This is a genomic window from Phycisphaerae bacterium, assembly GCA_035384605.1.
GTDB lineage: Bacteria > Planctomycetota > Phycisphaerae > UBA1845 > PWPN01 > JAUCQB01.
Genome location: DAOOIV010000040.1, coordinates 1 through 24535, shown reverse-complemented (window position 1 = coordinate 24535; position 24535 = coordinate 1). Strand labels below are relative to the sequence as shown.

Genomic DNA, 24535 nt, shown 5'->3' with positions numbered 1-24535 from the left:
CTTGCGGTCGGACTATGAACCGAGGGGCGAATGATCGCGGCGTTGGCGCGGCAGGCGCGCGGTGACGCAAACGCCTCCCTCGGGGTTGTTCGCGACCACGAGGCTTCCACCGATCGTTTCCGCCCGCTCCCTCATGCCCGGTATTCCCAAGGAAATCGCGTCGGTCGGCTCCTGTTCTTTCAGGCCGACGCCGTTGTCACGAATCTCCAGCACCAGCAGGTCGTCGACCGCCCTGATGTTCACCCGGCAGAAGGTTGCCTTGGAATGGCGGGCCACGTTGGTTAGGGCCTCCTGGACAATCCGAAAGGCGGTGGTTGCGAGAGGCTCGCTCACCGCGAGGTTCGGCGGTACCACCTCGACTCTGCAGCGGATGCCGGCGTACTGTTCGAATTCAGCCATGTGCGATCGGACGGCCTCGACCAGCCCCTCGTGGCCGAGTGCGGCCGGTCGGAGGCTGCGGGACAGCGTCCGTACGCTGGTGATCATCCGGCTCACGTACTGAATCGATTCGTCGATTCGCTCGACGACGTCGTCTCCGACGTCGCCGATTCGACGGCCCAGCCACCTCAGGTTGAGGTTGAGGGCGGTGAGCATCTGACCGAGTTCGTCGTGGAGCTCGCGGGAAACGCGGGCTCTCTCTTCTTCGAGCCGGCGATTTGCCTCGGCACTCAATAATCGGAGTTCCCGTTCCTTGCGCAGCAGAGCCTCCTCTGCTTTCTTTCGGCGGGTGATATCCAGCTCAATGCCCTCCCACATAAGTGTTCCGTCCGGAACGACCCGAGGTGAAGAAATGAAACGGCGCCAGCGGATCTCTCCCGATGGAAGCCGGACCCGGACGTCCACGTCAAGCGTGGTTCTGGTCGCAAAGGCCCGCGTTTCCTGCTCGGCCAGCAAGGACCGGTCCTCCTCGATCACCTGGTCGTAGATGAGCGTCGAGTTTGCCAGGACATCTTCCACCCTCAGGCCGTGAAGATGCTCCACGGCAGGGCTCAGGTACGTGAACTGTCGCTTTTGACCATCCTGACCGCTGTTGATCTGGTAGACCATTCCCTCGGCGAGGTTCTCGTTCAAGCTGCGCAGTTGCGCCTCTTTTTCCAGCAAGGCCTGCTCGCTTTTCTGGTGTTCGATGATTTCGGCTTCCAAGCGGGCGTTGGCTTCGCGCAGCTCGGCCGTGCGCTGCTCCACACGTTGCTCGAGTTGGTCTCTCGCCTCCCGGAGGTCCTGTTCCGCGCGGATGCGAATCAGGGCGGTACCCATTTGGGCGGCGACCGCCTCGATGGCGTGACGTGCGTGAGGCGGGATTTCGTTCAGGCGGCGGCTGGCCAGGTTCAGCACGGCGATCAGGTTGCCTGATTGTGCGACGGGTGCAACGGCCACGGACATCAGGCCCTCGTCGCGGCAAGCCGCATCGATCGAGTGCAGTTCGGCGGTCGACATGTAGACGGTTTTGGCCTTAAGGACCAACGCGGCCTGCCAACTGTCGCGGGCCAGATGTTTGACGCCGTCAGCGAAGCCCGCGGACAGATTCCTGTAGCGCGCGAGGATAAGATCGTGCGTGGCGGGATCGACAAGATACGCCCCGCCGCAATCAATGCCTTCAATCTGGAGGCTCGTTTCCAGGAGTCGGTCCAGTGCCTCATGCACGTCCCGTGCGGCGCCCAACGAAACGGCCAGATCCCGCTCCAGGCGCAGGAGTTGCTCCCGGCTGCGGAGCGATTCCTCGGCGCGGACGCGCTCCATTGCCGGAGCGACGGCGTCCGCGACGTCCTGAAGAATCTGCAGGTCGGATTCGCCATACTGGTTCGGCACGTAGGATTGCGCGGACAGAAGGCCGATCACCTGGCCTTCGCACTGCACGGGGACGAACATCAGACTGGCTGAGGGCCGACCCGAGCCAAGCGGTCGCATCACGGGCGTTGTCCGGCCCTCCCGGCGATTGACCAGCAGTCGTTTGCCGGCGAGCACCTCGCGCACCGGAGGACTGAATGTGGCCTCGGCATCCCGCTGTTCGGGGAAGGTATGCCGGCGTCCTTCAATGGTGTCGATGACTCCGGCGATGCGGAACTGATTCGACTCTGGAAGGCGGTGCGCCAGATAGAAGAAGTCCCAGGCGAGAAGCCGCTCGCTGGCCTCCTGCGCGGCAGCCATGACCGCATCGGCCGAGGTCGCGCCGGCCAATCTCCTGGCCAGATGGACGAAGACCTCCTTTTCCTCCCCGGGATGCTCAAGCCGGTGAAGGCGCTCCCGCAGTTGTACGTTCTCGTCGGCCGGGGTCGACTGATGGCGGTCTGGATTGCTCAAGCGTCACCTGCTCGCGGCTTGCCCGAGAACTCGATCGACGCAGGCATCGTCACCACGCTGCATGCCCGCCGTCCTCACCACGAATATGATTCTGCACAATGACCGCTGCGTCGGTCAAGGCGAATGAGTAGGCTGGTGCCTGGGAATGACCAAGAGCTTGAATTAGCCCACTACTTTTTCCAGCAAGCCGATGGCCGTCTTGATGTCTGCAATTCGCTGGTTGCCGGCCTCGCGTTCGATGACCAACGGCCCGGTGTAGCCGTAGGAGCGGAGCTTGGCGATGAGTTTGGGGATGTTGGCCTGGCCGGTGCCCAGGACGACTTCTTCGCCCCAGATCTTCGTCGGCTCCCGGGACCAGACGGCGTCTTTCATGTGGCAATGAACGATTTTGTCCTTGAGAATGTCGACGGCCTGAAGCGGGTCACCGACGCCGTAGAGGATCATGTTGGCCGGGTCGAAGTTGATCCGGATGTTGTCCCGTTCGACGGCGTCGATGAACTCCAGAAGGTTCTCGGCCCGCTCCTGGCCGGTTTCCATGACGAGTGTCAGATCGCGGTGGGCCAGCACGTCACAGACCTGCTTGATGCGGTCCACCATGACCGCGTACACGGATTCGCTCTTGTCGTGCGGGACGAAGCCGATGTGGCACGCCAGCATTTTCACGTTGAGGGCCGCCGTGAAATCGGCAAACGCCTTGGTCTTGGCGAGGCGCCGCGGCCACTCGTTGTCGGGCTTGAAGCCGCCCGTCTCGGCGATCCGCTGGATGCTCGAGTAGTCCTCGCCCTCGAAGCCGATGCAAGTGGCACTCACCTCAAGGCCGGTTCGTTCGATGAGCTTGATGATCCGGTCCGTCTGTTTGAAGCCCTCGTCCCAAAAGCCGATTTGCACGAGATTCAGGCCGAGTTCATGCTTGACGGCCACCAGTGCGTCGCCGATATCCGGCATCTTGAGGGACCAACTGCACACGCCGATCTGGAGGGGTTCCATCGCTGTTTTCTCCTTGGCTCAGGTTTTCGGGGCGCCCCGACAGAGCCCCAAGCGTGGGGTCAACATGCCGTCGTCTGCGGAGGAGCGGCCCGTTGCTCGCGACCTCGCTTTGTGAAAGACTCTCACTCAATTGCCCCGTCGGGGGCCGTCATGTTTGAACCGGGCGAGGCGGGTTTGTCAACAGCGCCGGGCGACCCGGGACCGCGGTGCGTGCGCCGAAGCTGCCCGCAGGCCGCGTCGATGTCGCACCCCCGGCTCTTGCGGACGTGCGCATTGATGCCGCGTGCCCGCAGTTGCTCGACGAAATGATGGGCTGCCGCCGAGGTCGGTCGTTCAAACCCCAATCCCGCGACGGGGTTATATCGGATCAGGTTGACATTGCATCGCATTCGCCGGCACAGGCTTGCCAGGTCGGCGGCGTGTCGGGGCCGGTCGTTGACGTCGCCGAGCAGCAGATACTCGATCGTGACCTCACGTCCGGTTTTCTCGAAATAGAAGTTCGCCGCGGACACGAGTTCGTCGACCGAGACCCGATTGGCCCAGGGAATGAGCCTGCGCCGGAGGGAGTCGGTGGGAGCGTGCAGCGAGATCGCCAGGTTGATCTGCAGGTCTTCCTCCGCGAGCCGCCGTATCTGCTTGGGCAGGCCGACGGTGCTGAGGGTGATCTTGCGTGCCCCGATATTCATGCCCCAATCGGCGTTGATCATGCGGACGGCCTGGAGGACGTTCTCGTAGTTTGCCAGCGGCTCGCCGATGCCCATGATCACGATGTTGCTGAGCCGCGTGTCTTCGCCGAAACGACGATCTTCGGGGGGCTGCCGGCAGAGAGCCCGAATCCGCGCAGCCTGTTCGACGATCTCGCCGGCGGTCAGTTGTCGCTGGAGCCCGCCCATCCCGCTGGCACAGAACGTGCATCCGACCGGGCAGCCGATCTGGCTTGAGATGCAGGCCGTTCGGCGTGTTTCGTCGGGGATGAACACGCATTCGCTGGTCGCCCCGTCCGTCCACTCCAGCAGAAGTTTCGTTGTCCCGTCCTCTGATTCCTGGCGTCGCAATTCCTTGCCGGTCAGTATGGTCCAGCTCGCGGCCAGTTTGGCCCGTTCGGTCTTGGCGAGGTTGGTCATGGCCTCGAAATCGGTCACGCCGCGATCGAAAACCCACTGGTAGACCTGCCGAGCCCTGTAGACCGGCCATTTCTGCTCCGCGCAGAACGTCGCAAAGCCGGTCAGCGGTGTCCCCAGGAGATGCTGCTTGCGATGATTAGAAGTCATCACCTGTCAATTGTAAGATTCACGGGCGAAGGGTTCAAATGGCCGAAACCGCCGATCGGCGGCCCCGAGTCAACGGGCGGGACGCGATGTTAGGGGGTGCCGGCCGGTGATTTCGCTGAGCTTTTCAAAAAACGCCCGCTTTCGGTCAGTGTTGATGCCCCAGTTGACCGGCGGACACTGGTAACCATCGCGGTAGTTGCCGCGGCCGGGGTCGAAGAAACCCCACGAACAGTACTCTGCGACGGCCGCCACGAAGTTGTTGACCGGTTTATCGAAGTCGAAATGATCGTCCTCATTGAAGAGGATCGGCATCGGCCGATAGCCCGGCACCTTTCTGGTTTCACGCACCATCCAGGCGATCACCTTCGGATCGCCCACCCCGTTTCCATGGAGCAGCAGGAAATCCGAGGCGTGGACCACGTTTTGGTTGGGTACGGCGCCGCCGCCATAGCTGGCGCTGACCAGCAACCGGCGGACGGGGTCCGAGCGTTGCCTGACCCGCTCGATCAATTCGTGAACGCGGTCGGGCCTGAGAATGGCATGGTCATAATTGACGTTGCATTCGTTGTTGATTTCGATCAGCACGTTTCGGTAGCGGCGGTCGGCCAGCCAGTCCACCACCTTATCGGATGCCCGCACGACCGCCGCCTCATCGGCCAGCCGCTGGTCCTGCCCGAAGTAGAACAGCCCGAGGATGGCGACCATACCCAATTCGTCGGCCTTGTCGAGGATTCGCTCCAGCCGTCTCATGTAATCGTTGCGAAGCGATCCGTCCGGCTCGATGGCCGAGTTGTGCCACGGCTGTTCCTTGCAGTAGCCCTGGGGGCATCCGCCCTGAAGGTTGATAGTGAAGGCCAGCAGTCCGTGTGCCTGCCACTGCGGCATGGCAGCGATGAACTCGCGCGTGTTGCGATCGGGGTCCCACCGACCCGTGTCCGGATAGGTCCACCGGGCTCTGGTGTCGGGGTTGAGGTCGTCGAAAACGCCCTGTACCATACGGCTGTTCAACAGCAAGCCTTCGATCTTATGCCCTTGCCAGATTCTGCCTTCGTAGGTCGGCCGGCCGTTGATCAGGAAGGCATCGCCGCGAACGGCGACTTCCGTTCTTCTCGGTTGCTCGGCTTTGCCCGCGCCGGCCCAGCCCAAGACCGTCAGGCCGGTCACCAGGAGGCCAACGGCGGATCGGCCACGAGAGGTCACATCTGCGGTCATCATCTGTTCGCTTTGTTCCAGGCGTCGGTCTGTCACGACTCACGTAGAGCCCATGGTCGGCGATAGGTCTTAACCAGCCATTTGGCGGCCTCGGAGTCTTCAACGACCTGCTCGGTCGTCCCCTCCCAGCGCACGCGGCGGCCCACGCGCCACGCGATGTTCATCAGATGGCCCGGGTTGGTGGCCCGGTGTCCGACCAGGACGTCGGCTTCCGGCGACCTGCGCGCTCGCACACATTCCAGAAAAGCCTTCACGTGGTTCTGAACGACATCGTGAGATCGCGTGTAAGAGGCGACTTTTTCTTCCGCGACCATCCTCGCGCCGTCGCGGTTTTCCGATAGCACCTCGTAACCGCTGCGGTCCACGATCAGAACGCCGTCGGTTCCGTGAAAGGCCTTGCCATGGGCCCGTCCCTCGATCAGGCGGCCGCTTCCGTGCCGCATGGTATAAGTCACAAGGAACCCGTTCTTGGCGACGGGACCCGACGGGTATTCGCAGGTGCCGTTGAACGTGTCCGGCCATTCGCGATTGTCCTTGAACGCGAAATGACCGCCCGAGCCGGTGGCGGCCACCGGAGCCGTGACGCCCATGGCCCAGTGCACGATGTCGAAGTGATGGGCACCCCAGGCAACCTGCCATCCTCCGTCATAGTCAAAGAACCACTCGGCGCGGGTGTATCGATTGGGATTGTACGGGACCAGCGGCGAAGGTCCGAGCCAGAACTCCCAGTCGAGTTCGGGCGGCGCAGGACCATCCGGGGGCATTCCGAAACCGGGCCATGCGTTCTCGACGTCCCAGATATGGACGTGTGAGACGGTCCCCAGCCTGCCTGACCGGACGATTTCAACCGCTTCGCGGTAGTGCTCCCAACTGTGCTGTTGCATCCCCATCTGGATCAGGCGGTTGTAACGGCGGGCCGCCTTGATGATCGCCTGTCCCTCGGCGATCGATGTGGCCACGGGTTTCTCGAGATAGATGTCTTTGCCTGCTTCGCAGGCATCGATTGCGATACGGGCATGCCAGTGAGCATTCGTCGCGATGACGACCGCGTCGATGCTCTTATTGCTCAGAATCCTCCGATAATCGTGGTGAGTGTCGGCCTGGCCCCCAAGCTGCTGATGGACCTTGGCCAGCCGATCGCGGTTGACGTCGCAAATCGCTGCCACGCGGATGCCCGGCACGATCTGGCAGACATAGGTCAGGTACTTGCCTCGGTCGCCACATCCGATGATGCCGACCGACAGGCTGTCGGTCGGTCGGGTTGTCGGATTCGAGTTTTCTCCCCTGACCAGCCGGCCGGCCAGGCCCGCGCCGACCGCCGTCGCAACGTTGGAACGAAGGAAACGGCGTCTGGTCATCTTGTGGTTCACGTGAATGCCTCCTCGCTTGTGCGCGCCGGCGGCCTTGCCGGTCACAAGTCGGCCAGCAGCTCCCGTGCAACGCGAGCGTTTTGCTTGAAGAATTGCCATTCGCGATCAACGGTTTCCGTCTCATCCTCGCTTGGCCGGACGGGAGCCTCGAGAGCAATGTACAGATTGGGGTTTGCTTCGATCGCGATGCGAAGCATCTCTTTGACCGGAACCTGTCCTGTCCCCAGTACCGCTTCTTTCCATTCGGGTGTCCCGTCCGGCCGGAAGCTCATGGTCCAATCCTTCAAATGCATCGACTTCGCATAAGGAGCCAGAACTCTCGCACAATGAATGGGGTCTTCCTTGCGAAACAGGCTGTTGCCCGTGTCCAGACAGGCTCCCACGCGGGGGTGGTCCACCGCGTCCAACAGGGCCTTGAGTTGAGTCGAAGTGAAGTCTCCGTGGTTTTCGACCGCGATATCGAAGCCATACCTGTCGGCCGCCTCGGCAGCCTGCCTGAGAGCCGGCGGAGCCCACTTGATGTACTCGGCGATTTTGTCATGGCTGGTGGTCTCTCCGCCGCAGAAGGTCCGAACCGCCCGGCCGCCGAACCGCACCGTCAGCTTCCCGCGATGCTCCAGACGAGTCGGGTCCCAGCCACCCATCCCAAACTCGACATAGTGACCGCGAGGGCCGACGACCGATGCCAGTCGTTCCAGGGTCTTCTCATCGTCTCCGGGAAAGTGACTGGGGTCGATTTGAACGCCCTCAAGCCCACAGGGCTCAAGCTGATCCAGCACCCACCACAGGTCCTTCCGGTTACGGGGATCCTTGGCGGTCAGGCGCTGGTGCAGGCTGTAGGTGTCCAGGCCGAGTCGCAGGCGGCGGGTCACTCCTTCAGGAGCTGTGGCAGGTTGACTGCCCCCTCGCGAGGAACAACCGGCAAAGGTATACAAGCTGCCTGCCCATGCTGCCGCGCCGGCGAGAAAACGCCTTCTAGATGATCTGGGCAGGTCCGAACCAAGGCAGCTTGCCGCGTTTTCAGTCTGGGTGTGGAACGGGGTCATGTTGGCTACTCCACAAGGCATGTTGGGTTTGGGCCTTCAGGGTTCCTCGGGGAAACCGGATCTTACCGCAACTTACCCCCCCGCGAAACCAGGTAAGTATCTGTGACTGCGGTAGTTGGCTGCCGTGCTGCCTTTCAGATGCGGCCATGTGCATTTTTGGTTATGTTTTTGAATCTTTATCGTATATCTTGTAGTGAGCCCTGCACGGAGGCGGGTCATGCCCCCCCGAGACCTTGGCGGCTCGGCGGCGTAAGCATCCTTGCGTGTACGGTGTGTTTTGGGAGATCTTTCGCGAGAACGGCAAGGCGTGCCACCACATGCGAGGGCGGGTGGCGGGTTTGTCGCTGGAGCGGTTGGAGGCCATGCGGGACTTTGTCCGCCGAGGTTGTCCCAAGAGCGAAGCACCGAGGTCTCCCTCAAGACCAACCCCGACGAGAAGCAACGGAAACCCCTTGATCTGCTTGGCGGGCGCCTCTGAGAACGCAAGCCCGGAACCCTGTGGCCGCGGCCGTGGAATCCAAAACCGCACTCAGGACGACGGCCACTAAAGACGCGCATCAGTCAATGGGGGTAACTGGCGATTCGAGATTGCAGATGGCGGAGCGCACCGTGCAGCTTTCCATGGGCAAGGGTGCGAGGTCACTCGTAGAAGCCGAATTCGTAGGCGGCGTCGAAGAGGGCGACGATATTCTCGGGCGGGACGCCGTGCTGGATGTTATGAACGTTGTTGAAGACGTATCCGCCGCCGGGCATGAACGCGGCTATGTTGGCGCGGACGTGTTCGCGAACCTGGGCTGGGGAGGCGAACGGCAGGACATGCTGGGCGTCGATGCCCCCGCCCCAGAAACTGATCCTCGACCCGAACCGCTCCTTCAGCGAGGTTGGGTCCATGTCCTCCAGGCCGATCTGCACCGGGTTGACCACGTCCACGCCGTTGTCGATCAGCTCGGGGATGTACAGGGAGCAGGCCCCGCAGGTGTGGTACCATACCTTGGCCTGGGTCAGCCGCTTGATGTGCTGAACGAGGGCTTTCTGCCGGGGCTTGACGACGCGCCGGTAGAAGGCCGGATCGAAGAGCGGTCCGCGCTGGCCGGCAAGGTCGTCGCCGATCATCACCACGTCGACCAAGTCTCCCACCTGTCCAAGGAATCCAGTGTAAAAATCCTTCCAATACTGGAGCATCCGGTCGAGCAGGACCTCACAGAACGCGGGGTTCTCGATCATGTCGATGAACCACTGCTCCAGACCGCGCATGTACCAGCAATACTCGTAGACCACGCCGCCGATACCGGTGCAGACGGCGTAATCCGTCTCGTTGCGAAGCTTCAGGGCCTGCTCGCGTACGCCGGTGAAGCGGGTGGGATCGTTGCCCCGGGGAAACGGGTAGGAAGCCACATCGGCGGTCGATGCCCGGGCGAGCGGGTGGTAAGAGATATCCATGAAGAGCGGCTGGTCGTCGGGCATGGACCAGATGACGCCGAACTCGTCGCGGAGATCATGCCACAGGCGGCCGTCACGGCGATTCTGGATGATGCCTCCCTTGAAGCCGTCGGGAGCGTGGGCACAGAGGTAGCGGGTGTCCACGTGGAACCGCTGCAACACCTCCTCGCAGGGTCTGGCGAGCTGCTGGACGGCGTCGATGATCGAGATGGAATCGTGGATGCCCAGGTGCTCGATCAGTGCCACATACGCGTCCTTGTGAATGCCCGTTTGAAAGCCGCCCAGGTCGATCGGGACGCGATCGGGAATCTCGTGATTGAGTGCGAGCCGGACGCGCTGCCTGGGGCTCAGGGTTTCCGTGCGCGGCATGATGTTCCATCCTGCCGGAACCTGCTCGGCCAGCCCCAAGGGGCCGGCTCGCGCTTGTCATCGGGCCGGCACGTCGCCGGCGCCGCACGCGAACGAGGCAGGCTCACGATCGCAGGATTATGCGGCGGAGTCGGCGAGGTTGCAACGGTCGAGGATCTCGCGAGCCGAAGGACGGTACTGTCCGCATGAGAGATGATGCGTTGTCGCCTACCCGCATCGTGGTCGCGGCGCGGTTGTCATGGGGGCAGAACATCATTCGCGGGGAGGATCGCCCGGCCGGTGAAAGCCGGCGCGGGAGGTATGCACAGGGGATCGGCCTGAATCGTGGAGCCGCTGATGCAGCGCTGGAGGTAACCGAAATCAACCTGGTCAACGTCCTGGTCCCGGTCGAAGTCGCAGCGGGCGCAGTATCCTGCCGGCCGTAAACCTGGGCCGGCCAGGCACGACTTGAACGTGCCGACGTCCTCGGCATCGACGTCGCCGTCGGAATCGAGGTCGGCCAAAGCCGTCACCGGCAGGGAGTGGCGGACCCGCACCCAATCCACCCACATGCGGTGCTGGCCGACGATGGGGGGGCTGGCCAGGCTGCTGAGGTTCCCCCAAAGCCCGAAGCCGATGCAGAGCTTGCCCTCGCCCCATCGAACCTGTCTGAGCGTGACCTCGTGCCAGACACCGGGCTCGTCCGAGTTGTTGGCCACGAGAAACCACGGGTAACCGAAGTTCTCATCGGCCCCGCGGCCGCCGGGCACGATCGTTCGCTCGTCGCCCCAAGCGACACCGACCGACGTGCGGGCATAGTCCCGGTCGCCGCGCTCATACCTCAGGCGCACGGTGATGTCCACGTAATCACCCGGAGCGAACAGATCCCCGGTATCACGCCTGATCATCGCCATCACTTCACCGCCGACGTCTTTAGGATCGGTGGTGTTCCTGAGCGAGGCGAGGACCCATCCGTTGGTCGCCTCAATGAGGAAGCGCGTTCCCGTACCGTAGACCCACCAGGTGTAGATCTCGTCCATCGGCGTGTAGGCGGTGAAGTCCTCCAGCCATTCGGAATACTGCTCACGTGGGTTGATCACGACCGGGGGAATGCTCGGCTCAGGCCCATAGCAAACGCGAAAACCGAGATTCGCATCGGTGATGTATCTGGGCAAAGGGCTTCGGGTCGCACAACGGACGTTGTAGTCGCTGTTTGTCCAACTGCCGCCTCGCTGGACCTCGCGACTGTCGTCCTCGAACACGAGGGGCCCGCCGGCATAGGAGCGATAACCACCCATGGTCCATTCCCAGACGTTTCCGGCCATGTCGAAAAGGCCGTACGGGCTGACGCCTGCGGGGAAGGAACCCACCGGATAGGTTGTTGGGCCGCCGTAATACGGGGCATTGCACCACCATGAGCTGCAATAGCAGCTCCATGTATCGGACCACGGCCACTTTCGGGCGTGCTGAGCAGCCTCGTCCCAGCCGGCGGCCTTTTCCCACTCCGCTTCAGTGGGCAAACGTCCGCCGGCCCAGCGACAATAAGCGTCTGCACCATACCAGGAGACCTCGCGCATGGGATGGTCTTCCCAACCCTCGTCCGGCACCCAGGCTGATCCGTTGTGGTGAATCCGGATCTGCGGGTCAGCCGCGTCGATGTAGGGACGGCCCTCAGCGTCGGCAGTGACGCCGACGGCATTCAAGAACGTGGCGTATTCGGCGTTGGTGACTTCGTAAGGACTGATCTGAAACTCGGGCAACTCGACCCAGTGAGCCGGGGTTTCATCGTCATAGTAGCAGGTTCCCGGCGGCGAGCAGTCAGGTGGCTCTGGCTCACTGCGTCCCATCCAGAAGCCGCCGGCTGGAATGATGATCGGTTGGCCGGCGGCGGAAGCTGTCAGGATCAGGGCAAGAGCCATCGGGCTGCCGATCGAGAACCGCATGGGTTCCCGGAAACAGATCCAATGCCGCACCGGAAGCATGCCGTTTCCCTCCAGCCACCTCGATCGGGCCTGACCACTGCCGCGTCAGCCTGCACGGCGATCACATTGCGTTCATTGTACCGTCAGAGCAGCCTTGATGGTAGCGGCAGGATTGGCGCTTTCGCGAAAAATGACAGGGCATCGCAGATCGAACCGGATCACCCCGTCTGGGGGAACCGAGTACGACCGGACCGGCTACTGCCTGACAGGAACACCCCGCTGAGCGAGATAGTCTTTCATCTGCCTGATCGTGAACGTGCCGTAGTGGGCGATCGACGCGACCAACACCGCGTCGGCGTGGCCGTCGGCAATGGCCTCGTAGAGGTGTTCGAGCTTGCCCGCGCCTCCCGAGGCAATGACCGGGACCTTGACCGCGTCGGCGATGGCGCGGGTCATGGGAATGTCATAGCCGGCCTGGGTGCCGTCGCCGTCCATGCTGGTGGGCAGGATGCTACCGGCACCGAGATCTTCGACTTTCCTGGCCCATTCGACGGCGTCGATGCCGGTCGGCTTTGTCCCGCCGCTGACCATGACCTCAAAACCGGAGGGGCAGGACGCCGATTTGCGTGTATCGATCGCGATGGTAATCCGCTCGCCGCCGAACTCTCTGACGGCCTCGTTGACGAGGTTCGGGTTGCGTACCGCGGCAGTGTTGATCGACGCCTTGCTTACGCCCGCGTCGAAAAGCTCCTGGATGTGCCGGATTTCGGAAATGCCGCCGCCGACGGTCAGGGGGATGGTGATGTGCTCGACGGTGCGTTTCACGGCATCCATGAGCGTCTTACGGCCTTCGAGCGTGGCGGTGATATCCAGAAGGACGAGTTCATCGGCGCCTGCCTGGCTGTAGGCTGCCCCATTCTCAGCGGGGTCACCGAGGTCCTTGATATTCACGAAATGAACACCCTTGACCAGGCGGCCGTTGCGGGTATCCAGACACGGAATGATACGACGATAATTCACTGGCGACCTCCCCGTCTGGCGACCGGCATTTTTGCGATGTCGGCGTGATACTCCTGGAGCGACTTGACCGTGCCGCGTGCGTTTCGCCGGGCAGCGATTCCTTCCACGGCGGCCAACGCGGCGCTGATCGTGGTGATGTAGGGAATCTTGTACTTGATGGCGGATTTACGAATGTAGCTGTCGTCGTGCTGGCTGAGTTTGCCGACCGGCGTGTTGATGACCAGGTGGATTTCCTTGTTCATCAGAGCATCAACGATGTTCGGCCGGCCCTCATGAATCTTCTTGATCGGTTCGCACCGGACGCCGTTGGTCGTCAGGAAAGCATGCGTACCTTCGGTCGCCCGTATTTTGAAGCCCAATTCCTGGAAGCGTTTGGCCGGTTTGAGCACGGCGGGGCGGTCCTTCCGTGAAACCGAAATGAGAACCGTCCCTTCGGTCGGTAACCGGCTCTTGGCAGCCTCCTCGGCCTTGTAGAAGGCCATTCCGAAGCTGTCTGCCAGGCCGAGTACTTCGCCGGTGGAGCGCATCTCGGGGCCAAGAACCGGATCGACTTCGGGGAACATGGGGAAGGGGAAGACCGCCTCCTTCACGCCGTAATGGCGGATTTCCCTGGGCGTCAGCTTGAGGTCGGCCAGTTTCCTGCCCATCATGAGCTGAGTGGCGATGCGGGCCATCTGGATGTTGCATACTTTGGAGACCAGCGGGACGGTGCGTGAGGCTCTCGGGTTCGCTTCAAGAACATAAACGACGTCGTTGGCGATGGCATACTGCATGTTCATCAGGCCGACGACGTTCAACTCACGGGCAATCCGCTGCGTGTATTCGTAGATCGTGTCGAGGTGCTTGGCGGGGATGCTGACGGGCGGGATCACGCAGGCCGAATCGCCGGAATGTATCCCGGCCAGTTCAATATGCTCCATGACGGCCGGTACGAAGGTCTGGGCGCCGTCGGCGATGGCGTCCGCCTCCGTCTCGATGGCGTTCTCCAGGAATCGGTCGATCAGGATCGGCCGTTCCGGCGTGACGTCCACCGCGGCGGCGACGTATTGCTTGAGCATTTCCTCGTCATAGACGATTTCCATACCCCGGCCGCCGAGCACGTAAGACGGCCGGACCATGAGCGGATAGCCGATTCGCTGGGCGATGGCCAAAGCCTGCTGGAGCGTGCTGGCCATACCGGACGGGGCCATGGGAATGCCCAGTCGGTCCATCATCTGACGGAACCGGTCGCGATCCTCGGCCAGGTCGATCATGTCCGGGCTGGTGCCCAGAACGTTGACGCCGGCGGCGGCCAGCTCCTGGGAGATATTGAGCGGGGTCTGGCCGCCGAACTGGCAGATCACGCCGACCGGCTTCTCTTTTTCGTAAATGCTCAGTACGTCTTCGACCGTCAGCGGTTCAAAGTACAGCTTGTCCGAGGTGTCATAGTCGGTGGAGACGGTCTCCGGGTTGCAGTTGACCATGATGGTCTCAAAACCCATGTCGCGGAGGGCGAAGGCGGCGTGGACGCAACAATAGTCGAACTCGATGCCCTGGCCGATGCGGTTCGGCCCGCCGCCGAGCACCATGACCTTCTTGCGGTGGGTGGTCGAGACGCGATCGGGGCCGTTATATGTTGAGTAGTAGTATGCGGCGTTTTCGACTCCGCTGACCGGCACCGCGTCCCAGGCTTCGACAACGCCGAGACGAAGCCGCTGGTTGCGAATCTGCGACTCGGCGACGCCCAGCAGCTTGGCAAGATACTTGTCCGCGAAGCCGTCCTTCTTCGCCTTGGTCAGCAGCGTGTCGGGCAGAAGGCTGCCCTTGTACTTGAGGATTTCCTCTTCCAGCTCGACCAGCTCCTTCATCTGCTGAATGAACCAGGGCTTGATGAAGGTCAACCCATAGAGTTCGTCGACCGAGGCGCCCTTTCGCAGCGCCTCGTACATGATGAACTGCCGCTCGCTCGAAGGTTCGCGCAGCATGTCCATAAGCTGCGACAGCGACCGCCGGTTGAAATCTCGGGCGAAGCCCAAGCCGTGACGACCGTTTTCGAGAGAACGAATCGCCTTCTGAAAGGCCTCCTTGTAGTTCTTGCCGATGCTCATGACCTCGCCGACCGCCCGCATCTGCGTGCCGAGCTTGTCCTGGGCGTTCTTGAACTTCTCGAAAGCCCAGCGGGCGAATTTGACCACGACATAGTCGCCGGAGGGGGTGTACTTTTCGAGCGTGCCGTCGCGCCAGTAGGGAATCTCGTCGAGCGTCAGACCCGCGGCGAGCATGGCCGACACCATGGCGATAGGAAAGCCGGTGGCCTTGGACGCCAGGGCCGACGATCTCGACGTTCGCGGGTTGATCTCGATGACCACCACGCGGCCGGTCTTCGGGTCATGGGCGAACTGGACGTTCGTGCCTCCGATCACCTCGATGGCATCGACAATGTCGTACGAATACTTCTGGAGCCTGGCCTGCAGCTCCGGTGCGATCGTGAGCATCGGGGCCGTGCAGTACGAATCGCCGGTGTGCACGCCCATGGCGTCGACGTTCTCGATGAAGCACACGGTGATTTTCTGGCCTTTGGCGTCGCGGACGACCTCGAGTTCAAGCTCCTCCCATCCCAGTACCGACTCTTCCACGAGGATCTGGCCGATCAGGCTCGCGGCGATCCCGCGGCCGGCGACGGTGCGGAGTTCCTCGACGTTGTACACCAGCCCGCCGCCGGTGCCGCCCAGCGTGTAGGCGGGGCGGATGACGACCGGATAGCCCAGGCCGGCGGCCACGCGTTCGGCCTCCTCGACGGAGGTGACCGCCTCGCTCTTGGGCATGTCGATGCCCAACCTGTTCATGGTGTTCTTGAAGGCCGTCCGGTCTTCGCCCCTCTCAATGGCGTCAACCTGAACACCGATCACTGTGACGCCGTACTGGTCCAGCACGCCGGCCTTGGCCAGCTCGGCGGTCAGGTTAAGGCCGGTCTGGCCGCCGAGGTTGGGGAGGAGGGCGTCGGGGCGCTCTTTAGCGATGATCTCCGACAAGGTCTCGACGGTGAGCGGTTCGATGTAGGTCACGTCGGCCATGCCCGGGTCGGTCATGATGGTTGCCGGGTTTGAGTTTACCAGCACGATCTGGTAGCCGAGCTTGCGAAGGGCCTTGCACGCCTGGGTGCCGGAGTAGTCGAATTCGCAGGCCTGGCCGATGACAATCGGACCTGAGCCGATAATGAGCACTTTGTGAATGTCGTTGCGGCGCGGCATCTGGGTAGTTCCCGCCTCCCGATCCTGGATAAGGTCATACGTACTCGATGGTTGCCGGCGGTTTGGGCGTCAGGTCGTACAGGCAACGGTTCACGCCTTTGATCTGCGTGATCCGCTGCGAAATCCGGTCAAGCGTCTCCCACGACGGCCGCGTCACGGTGGCCTCGCGGGCGTCGACGCTTTCCATGCAGCGTACGACGATGATCTGGCCGAACTCGCGTTTGTTGTCGCGGATGCCGGTGGCCTTGTCATTCAGCAGAACAGCCATGTACTGGAAGGCCCCGCAGTTGATCAGTTCCTCCTCGACGATGGCGGTCGCGGCTCGAACGGTGTCGAGCCGTTCGCGGGTGACCTCGCCGACGATTCGCGCTGCCAGGGCCGGTCCCGGGAAGGGCATTCGCTCGGAGATCTCGTTCGGCAGGCCCAGGAACCTCGCGACCTCCCGCACGCCGTCTTTCCGAAGCGTGCTCAGAGGTTCGAGCACCGTGTAACCGTAGGCCTCCTCCGGTTTGATTCCGAGTTGTGCGAGAATATTGTGCTGCCGTTTGATTCCGGCGACGGTCTCCTCGATGTCGGTCAGAATCGTCCCGTGAAGAAGGAACCTGGCCCCGGACTCCCGGACCAGCCGGCCGAACACCCTAGAGTAGAAGGTGTTGGTGATGGCGTTCCGCTTCTGTTCCGGATCGGTCAGGCCGGCGAGGGCCGAGAGGAACTCTTCCCGTGCGTCGATCAGGTCGACCTTGATCCCCATCTTTCCGAAGATCTCAACCACCCGCTGCGGCTCGTTCTCGCGCATCAAGGCGTTGTCCACGAAGACCGTCTTGAGCCGGGAGCCCAAGGCTTTATGGCCCAGAACGGTCACCACGGAGCTGTCGACGCCGCCGCTTAGGGCCGTGATAGCGGTTTCTTTCCCGACCTTCGCACGCAGCTCGCGAATCTGCTCCTCAACAAACTGTCGACAGTCGATAGCCATCGCACTCTCCTTCCCGGCAGGGCACCGGAGACGACCAGGATCGCGCCAGCGAGACAACCTGAGGCTTTAGATTGGGCGTTTGATATAATGAGATTAGGAATCCATGTCAAACCCGGCAAAGCCCCGCCTTTTTATTTGCCAAAGGACGCGCGGGTTCCGGGTCCCGGCGCGGAAGGGCGCGCGGCGGCGTGCGCCCGCCCCAAACGCCTCCTTCGTGTGTACCTTTCTATTTCGTCGTGAAAAGGTACAATAGTCTATGCACGTGTCGCACGTTAGCGGGGGGTCATCGATTGCGGACCCCAGGGGGGAACGCATACTGTCTCGACATGTCTGGCCCTGGACAGCCGGAATCGGCGTCCGGAGGTTCTGAGGACCCTGCGGAAGGCTGGTGAGACATCATATGGACGACCTCAGGAAGACCAAGAAGCAGCTTGTGGATGAGTTGCACGCGCTGCGAGCAAGAGTGGCCTTACTGGAGCGGGAGGCTTCCGCTCGAGAAGTGCTTCCTCTTGAACGAGACGAGCAACCATTCGAGTACCTGCCTCGGCTGTCTCGCGATTCCGCGCCCGCCGACGGGTCATCCGTCGCCCCGGGGGAATCGGGCTGCGGTGACGAAGGCCGCGCGTGCGCCCCGGCCGAGATTCTCTGCATCGCCCCATCGCCGGCGATGGAATCGCTGGCGCAGGTCTGTCAGGACCTGGGGCACCACTGCACCCGTGTGACGGACTGGGACAGCCTGCGGAACCTCCAAGGGCGTTTTCACCTGGCCGTGGTGGCCGTCAAGCCCGGGGGGCATGCGCTTTTCAACGGTCCGACCCTGCACGACCTGATGGTGCATCCGCCGGGTTGGCCGATGGTGGAGCGGGGACTTCTACTTGGGAATATGGATGGACTGCGAGGCCACGTGCATGCTTACGAGCAGCGAGCCTCGGGCTACTGCCAGATCGGCGACCCGGAGCGGCCCATGTCTCCCGACCTTCTGGCCAGGATACGGTGCGCCATCGTTGACGTTCTGCGCCTCCCGGCGTATGAGCCGGTCAACTTCTTTGACGAGGTTGATGACAGCGTCATTCATTCGGTGATCGAAAGCAGCCAGGCTCCGATCCTGGTGTTCGACACGGCGTGGCGGGTCTGGTTTGCGAACCTGTCGGCCCATGCCGTTTTCCGGCGATCTTCGCAGTTTCTCAAGGGTTTGCATTTCGATGAATTGCTGGCCGATCCGCGGGAGGGCAGGGTCTTCCGGGAGTCGGTGGCTCGGGGCCTCGGTCGGGGCGGAGGCGAGATCGAATGCCGCCTGCGAAGCAGGGACGGGCACGAGTTTGATGCGCTGATCTGGTACAACCCCATCTACCACGAAGGCCTCACGCAAATGGTGGGTTGTACGTTCACTGACATCACCCGGCGCAAACAAGCCGAGGCGGAACTGAAGAAGGCGCACCAACTGCTTCAGGAGCGTTTTCGTTTGCAGGGGGACGAACTGTTGCGGGCAAGCGAACAATTGGAGCAACGCGCCCAGGAGCAAGACCTCACCCGGCAGGCCCTGGATCGCCAGCGGAACCTGCTGCAGACGCTGATCGATCATCTGCCGGACCAGATCTACGTCAAGGATCGCGAGTCGCGCTTCCGTCTGGTGAACCGGACCGTTCTGTCGCGATTCGGGCTTTCAAACCTGAGCGAGTTGATCGGGAAAACGGACGCTGATTTCTTCCCGCCGGATGCGGCTCAGCAGTATTTGCAGGAGGAGCGTCACATTCTCGAAACGGGCGAGCCCCTGGTCAACGTCGAACAAGAGGCCCGGTATCCGGGCAAGGCCCCGGTGTGGACCCTGGTGACGAAGGTTCCGCTGCGGGATGAACGTACGGGAGAAGTCGTGGGGTTTGTCGGACTGAATCGCGATATCACTCACCTCAAGCAGATGGAGCAGGAAATGCTGGCCGCTGAGCGCCAGCATCGCGCCGTTCTCGACGCCATGACGGACGCGATTCACGTGATCGACCGGGATTACCGGATCGTGCTGGTCAATCAGGCTTTTCGCAACTGGATTGAGCGCTTGGGGATCCGGGCGGAACCGGTGGGCCGGCCATTAACCGAGGCGGTTCCCCTTATTCCCGAGAGCAGCCTTGACCACTATAAACAGATCTTTAACAGCGGCGAGAGTATCGAATACGAGCTCGAGACGCGCGTGCAGGATACGTCCGTCGTATTGGAGATCCGCAAAATCCCGATCATGGAATCTGATCAGGTGGTTCGCGTGGCCACGATCCTGCGTGACATCACGGAGCGTCGGCGGGTTGAGGAGTCGTTTCAACGGAGCGAGGCCAGAATACGACAGATGGTGGAGTCGCTTCCGATCGCCCTGTCCTCGGTCGAGGCGGACACGGGGCGTGTCCTGCTGCTGGAAGGCGACACGGAAGGTATCCTGGGCTACGACCATGCGCAGATCTTTTCGGACCCGCACCTGGGAGCAGCCATTGTTCACCCGGAAGACCGGCGGGCGACATACGCGAGTTTCGAAGAAGGCATCTCATCGCGCAAGCCGTTCAGCATGACATACCGCATCATTCACGGCAAACGTCGAACGCCTGTTTACCTGCAACGGTACGTCGTGCCCGTGCATGACTCAAACAACCGGCTCGTGAGACATGATTCCATCATTATCGACGTGACGGCGGAACGTGAAGCGCAGCAACGGCTGAAGCTGCTTTCGCAAGTGGTCGAGCAAACCAGCGAAGGCGTGGCCGTCGTCGATCTGGACGGCAAGGTGTTGTTCCTGAACCGGGCGTGCGCGGCGATGCACGGCGGAGGAGACGCCGACTTTCTCGGCAAGCCTTTGTCGGTTTTTCACACTTCCGAACAGGCGCCGGCCGTCTATCAGGCAATCCGGCAGACTGTCACCAAAGGCGAGTTCGAAGAGGAAACGGGGCATGTACGGAAGGACGGTTCAACCTTCCTCGCGTCGATGCGCAGCACCCTGCTCCGCAATGAGTCGGGCGCACCCATGGGCTGCATTGTCCTGATGCGTGACATCACCGCATGGAGAGCCATGCAATCCGCTTCCGTGCGGTTGGCCGAGGCGGTGAAGAACGCAGGGGAGGGCATCGCCATCTGGGACGGGAGCTGGCACTTGACCTATGCCAACGCCTCGATGCTCGCCATGCTGGGTTGCTCGTCCCTCGAGGAGCTGGAGGTCTTGAAAGCGTTCAGGGACAGTATCCGAAAGGGGGAAGGGCACGGCGACAACGTGTTGGCCGGTTTGCACAAGACGGGGGTCTGGCGTGGGCGTCTGCGCACCGAACGCAAGGACGGCTCGGTCGTGTCTCTCGCGGCGACGTTCAGCCGGCTCGTCCTGGACGACGGCGGTGAGCTGGTTGTGGGAAACTTCACGGACATGAGCCGCGAGGAGGCTCAACTCGAACAGATCCGGCGGTTGGGCCGCGAGGCTGCGGCCCTGCTCGACAAAGAGCGGGCAAGACTCTCCAGAGAGCTGCATGACGAACTCGGCCAGCAGTTGACGGCCATGAATCTTGCCTTGGCGTGGCTGGAGTCTCACCTGGCGGCGGTGGAGCCGCCGATCAGAGAGCGGCTTTCAGAAGTCAGAGACTTGCAGACGCGCATGACGGAGACGGTTCGGAACCTGGCCAAAAGCCTGCGTCCCGCGGTATTTGACTACCAGACCTTGCCGGAGGCATTGCAGTCTCTGATCACCGAGTACGGCCAGAGCGGCGGTTTGACCTGCCGCGTCAAGGCAGAGCCGCCCAATCTGAACGTGCAGAACCCGTTGAAAACGACGATTTATCGGATCACCCAGGAAGCCCTCACCAACGTTCTTCGGCATTCAAACGCGACGCGATGCGAAGTGAAGCTTCGGGCGACGCCCAGGGGTATTGAACTGCGTGTGACCGATAATGGCACCGGTGCGGATCCGTCGAAACTTGAGGGGACGGCGTCCCTTGGAATCGTGGGCATGAGGGAACGGGCCACGGCCCTGGGCGGTGAGCTGCGCGTGGAGAGCCTGCGCCGCGGCGGGGTGCGCGTTCTGGCTCGATTTCCCTGGCCGCGGAATCATCAGCCTTGACCACGTCCTGCGCGGCGGAGTCCGTTCCGAGAGCGGCATCGGCGAAACCGTTCCTGCCCGGGTTTTCCGAGAGAGGATGGTCCCGGGAGCCGGCGAGCCCGAGCGTGAGCATGGGCGAGTAGTGGGGTTCGCGGTGCGCGTTCCGGAGGCCTCGGGAAGGCGGCACGTGAGAACCGGCCGATGACGAACGCGATCGCGACGCCTCGGGATGCGGTAAGACCGAGTGTGAGTCCGATGCCTGTAAGCTTATGGGCCCGGAGGGATTCGAACCCCCGACCAAGTGATTATGAGTCACCTGCTCTCACCACTGAGCTACGGGCCCGGGAGGCGTGTCTTGCGACTTCGCTCGCCGCCGGGCACGAAGAGCGTGCCACCCCTATCAAGGTACGAACAACGCAAGGCGAATGCAATATCGCCGGACCACCGTAGGACACTGGCGGCAGCTCAAGGATGGGCCAAGGGAGACCTTCGCCGCCGCACGGGCAAGGACAAGCGTTGGATTCAAGGGCAAACGGCAACAGACAGGCAGACGCCTGGCACAAAGGCGCCGCCCGGGGCATCAAGAGTTCGTCGCCGACCCGGGCCGAACCCTCCGGGCATCTACCGTTTCGGCCGGCGGCATCGGGCAAACAGCCCTTACTCGGCGGGAGTGTTTTTCGGAAACAGCTTCCGCATAAGTCCGGATAACCGGGGAGAATAGGAAGGATGTCGCCGTCCTGTTGCAGAGGCATGCGATAATCGCCGAATAGACAACTGGCCGGACAAACGACAGCCGAGAACGGGGGACACTCATGTCGACAGGGCTTGTCGCTGAGTACATGACAAGGGAAAAGTGGCGCGAGGCTCTCTTCACGTACAAAGAGCGAGATTCGTCGCCGTCCTATGCGAAGGGACGTAGAAAACATCTGCGTTTCCGAATGGCCGGCTGGGCGACGGTCTTCATCGACTCCGCCGACAAGCAGGCAGCACAAACCCTTCAAGGGTGCCAGTTGCTGGACGTTTCCGAAGAAGGCATGGCTCTCCGCGTGCCGCGCAAGATTGAGCCGAATACCTCTGTTACGGTCGAGCTGCACGTCAGCGGGCGCATCTTCCGGCTGTCGGGCAGGGCAATTTACCACACCAGATTACCCGGCGCTGTCCGCGTGGGCATCAAGCTGGAATTCGGTTCAGGAGACAAGCAGGCCCATTCCACAGACCGGTAAGAGCCCCCGCGAAAAGCACCGCAGGCCTACCGTCGGGGCGGCATGTGGGGGGGTGCCACGGCAACCGAGGCCTGCTGCGTGCCGGTTAACCGGTGGCGGCGGGTCTGCGCCGCCTTCAGCGGTCCTGTCCTACCGCGAGTGGGTGGTCGACGGGGTCCCAGAGGCGACGCGTCCCGCGGATGACCACGCGTCGAGCCAGTTCTGATAGAGAGCTTGTCCCATGGGGCTTTCGATGACCTCCTCGGCCGGTCCCCAGTAGAAACTCACGAAGCCCGCCCCGTGTGGCCCGGCGGCTCGGCGGACGGCGGCGATCAGTTCTGTAGCCGTTGCGGCTTGGCCGTCGGCGCGATGGGGGTAGGCGAGGGGGTAGAACTCCTCGACAACGATCGGCTTGCCGGGCGGAAGCCGCGACAAGTGATCGCGCCAAGCCTGTTCGTTGGCTTCGAGTGTGAGGTCCTGTTTGGGGTAAAGATGGGCACAATGGAAATCCACGATGTCGGCGAAGACGGCGGGGTTGAGGGCACCAACAGTGATCAGGTGGTTGCCGTCGTTCTCACGGATGGCCGACCGCATCCGTTGAGCCCAGGCCTGCAGAAGGTCCCGGTGGCAGGCCAAGAGGTCTCCCAAACGGGGGTCCTCCCGGGAGGTCTTCGGAAGGGCCGGCGAGAACCAGTTCTCGCCCGGACGAGGATAGTCTTTCCACGCCGCCCGCACTGCCGCTTCGGTTCCGAACCGACCGTGCACCCACTCGGCCCACCGCCTGGATGCCTGCCGCCCGTGCATGTGGACGTAGCAGAACTGCTCGCCGCCGCGCATCGAGAAGCAGCCGACGACCAGGTCGCGGCTGTCGCTGCCGTGGACGGCCGGTTCGTTTTGCAAGTCATACGCCAGGATGGCAGGATGGTCGCGGAATCGTTTCGCCGTTTGGCGCCAGAACAGCTCCTCGTGTCTTTCGACCGTGTCGTCATCCGCCTCAACGAGCCACACCGGGATGGTCGACTTGCGTATGTGGCACAGCCCCACGAGCAGGACCTTCAGATCTGCCCGGTCGGCCGCGTCCAGTGCCATGGAAAGCCGTTCAAACGCGGCAGCATTGATGTGGTCGGGACGCTCAAAGTATTCACCCATCTGGCAGAAGAGACGCACGGTGTTGCCGCCCATTCTTCGCATCATCGCGAAATCGCGATCGAGCTTGGCCGGCTGTTCCCGAAGGACATCTTCGAGCAACACATCCCGTCCCGAGATGACCGAGCGGTCGTAGTTGAAGCCCCAGACGAGAAAGGACGTTCCGCCGCTAACGAAACCTTTGCCATCGGGCGAGACGGCCGGATAGCCGATGGTTGTCGGTGCTGAACAACCCGTCCAGAGCGCGAGGCCACCGAGCAGCAGTATTCGGATGTATGACATGATTTCCGCCCTTTGAATGTGAAGCCTCAGCAATGTGTCATGGCTTGGTGTCGGTGCGAAAGCAAGTCGCTGATGGCGGACACCGACCAGAACCGTCTCACATCGGGATCCCGTTTCAACTCCTTTCTCCGCGGGAGTGGAGAGCGTACAGCACGTCGATACGGACGGTCACCCTCGTCCTGAACGGCTCCGACGCAGTTGTCACTCAGAACGCGTGTCAAGAGGGCAGGGCATGGTCGGAGCCGCCGAAGGCAGCGGAGACCTGCCGGCCCGAGCTCAACAATATGGCAGGTCTCGGTCGCCGCGGCAACCTCGACGCTGCGGTTTTGACATATGCTCTCATTTGACGCACTCGGGATCGGCTGGGACCGACGGTCCGCTGATACATCCCAGAAACAGCGTGACGTCATCCCTGTCTACATCGCCGTCGTTGTCGAGCCGGCCGAGATCGCACTCGGGGGCCGTTTGAACGACGCCGTTGCCGGACAAGCACACCTGCAGTCGGCCGAAATCTTCCTGGTCTACGTCTCCGTCGGTGTCCAGATCCGCCGGGAGCGGCCTTACCTGCAAGGTCACGCTGACCACTGCCGGCGGGCTGTGACCACCGGTATCGGACACCGTGATCGAGGCCGTGTAGAGCCCCAGGGGAAGCCCGGCCGTCTGATACGCAACGTCGATGATGTCGGTTTCCTGTTCGATGCCGCCCGATGACGGCGAAACCGAGAGCCAGA

The 24535-nt window shown here is 62.3% G+C and carries 15 protein-coding genes and 1 tRNA gene; 2 read left to right on the top strand and 14 right to left on the bottom strand.

The genetic code is table 11. The features are described from left to right. Positions 1–12: 12 nt before the first annotated feature. The 11 genes from PLL20_10845 to PLL20_10795 form a co-directional block, all read right to left on the bottom strand. Complete coding sequence (locus tag PLL20_10845) at positions 13–2301, bottom strand: GAF domain-containing protein (protein HPD30483.1); 2289 nt, start codon at positions 2299–2301, stop codon at positions 13–15. A gap of 162 nt (positions 2302–2463) precedes the next feature. Beyond that, a complete protein-coding gene (locus tag PLL20_10840; GenBank protein HPD30482.1) occupies positions 2464–3288 on the bottom strand; it encodes a sugar phosphate isomerase/epimerase family protein in 825 nt (274 codons plus the stop codon). Positions 3289–3410: 122 nt separating this feature from the next. Beyond that, positions 3411–4559, bottom strand: a complete 1149-nt coding sequence (gene rlmN / locus PLL20_10835) for a 23S rRNA (adenine(2503)-C(2))-methyltransferase RlmN (protein ID HPD30481.1) — start codon at positions 4557–4559, stop codon at positions 3411–3413. Positions 4560–4628: 69 nt separating this feature from the next. Further along, positions 4629–5774 (bottom strand): hypothetical protein, encoded by a 1146-nt coding sequence (locus tag PLL20_10830; GenBank protein ID HPD30480.1) that lies wholly within the window; start codon positions 5772–5774, stop codon positions 4629–4631. A 29-nt stretch (positions 5775–5803) separates the two neighbouring features. Further along, positions 5804–7141 (bottom strand): Gfo/Idh/MocA family oxidoreductase, encoded by a 1338-nt coding sequence (locus PLL20_10825; GenBank protein HPD30479.1) that lies wholly within the window; start codon positions 7139–7141, stop codon positions 5804–5806. 41 nt (positions 7142–7182) lie between these two features. Continuing rightward, positions 7183–8187: a sugar phosphate isomerase/epimerase family protein gene (locus PLL20_10820; protein HPD30478.1), complete on the bottom strand. Its 1005-nt coding sequence runs from the start codon at positions 8185–8187 to the stop codon at positions 7183–7185. A 639-nt stretch (positions 8188–8826) separates the two neighbouring features. Next, entirely contained in the window at positions 8827–9996 is a 1170-nt protein-coding gene (locus PLL20_10815) for a uroporphyrinogen decarboxylase family protein (GenBank protein HPD30477.1), read from the bottom strand. A gap of 236 nt (positions 9997–10232) precedes the next feature. Next, positions 10233–11957 (bottom strand): SUMF1/EgtB/PvdO family nonheme iron enzyme, encoded by a 1725-nt coding sequence (locus tag PLL20_10810; protein HPD30476.1) that lies wholly within the window; start codon positions 11955–11957, stop codon positions 10233–10235. 195 nt (positions 11958–12152) lie between these two features. Further along, positions 12153–12917: an imidazole glycerol phosphate synthase subunit HisF gene (gene hisF, locus PLL20_10805; protein ID HPD30475.1), complete on the bottom strand. Its 765-nt coding sequence runs from the start codon at positions 12915–12917 to the stop codon at positions 12153–12155. Further along, the gene (carB, locus tag PLL20_10800; protein ID HPD30474.1) at positions 12914–16147 is read right to left on the bottom strand and encodes a carbamoyl-phosphate synthase large subunit; all 3234 of its coding nucleotides are present in this window, start codon (positions 16145–16147) and stop codon (positions 12914–12916) included. The genes hisF and carB overlap by 4 nt, the downstream gene beginning before the upstream one ends. A 34-nt stretch (positions 16148–16181) precedes the next feature. Next, positions 16182–17120 carry an ExsB family transcriptional regulator gene (locus PLL20_10795; GenBank protein ID HPD30473.1) on the bottom strand — a complete coding sequence of 313 codons (939 nt, stop codon included), beginning with the start codon at positions 17118–17120 and terminating at the stop codon, positions 16182–16184. Between the two features lie 400 nt (positions 17121–17520). Here PLL20_10795 and PLL20_10790 point away from each other — a divergent pair, with 400 nt between their 5' ends. Beyond that, positions 17521–21195, top strand: coding sequence for a PAS domain S-box protein (locus tag PLL20_10790; GenBank protein ID HPD30472.1), 3675 nt, complete (start codon positions 17521–17523; stop codon positions 21193–21195). A gap of 249 nt (positions 21196–21444) precedes the next feature. On the opposite strand, the gene PLL20_10785 is transcribed toward PLL20_10790, so the two are convergent. Continuing rightward, a tRNA-Ile gene (locus tag PLL20_10785) sits at positions 21445–21517 on the bottom strand. Between the two features lie 469 nt (positions 21518–21986). Between PLL20_10785 and PLL20_10780 the strand changes: the two genes are divergently transcribed. Further along, positions 21987–22397 carry a PilZ domain-containing protein gene (locus tag PLL20_10780; GenBank protein HPD30471.1) on the top strand — a complete coding sequence of 137 codons (411 nt, stop codon included), beginning with the start codon at positions 21987–21989 and terminating at the stop codon, positions 22395–22397. Positions 22398–22526: 129 nt separating this feature from the next. Here the strand turns inward: PLL20_10780 and PLL20_10775 are convergent, their stop codons facing one another. Continuing rightward, entirely contained in the window at positions 22527–23804 is a 1278-nt protein-coding gene (locus PLL20_10775) for a cellulase family glycosylhydrolase (GenBank protein ID HPD30470.1), read from the bottom strand. A gap of 339 nt (positions 23805–24143) precedes the next feature. Beyond that, on the bottom strand, positions 24144–24535 hold a 392-nt coding region (locus PLL20_10770), incomplete at its 5' end, for a hypothetical protein (GenBank protein ID HPD30469.1).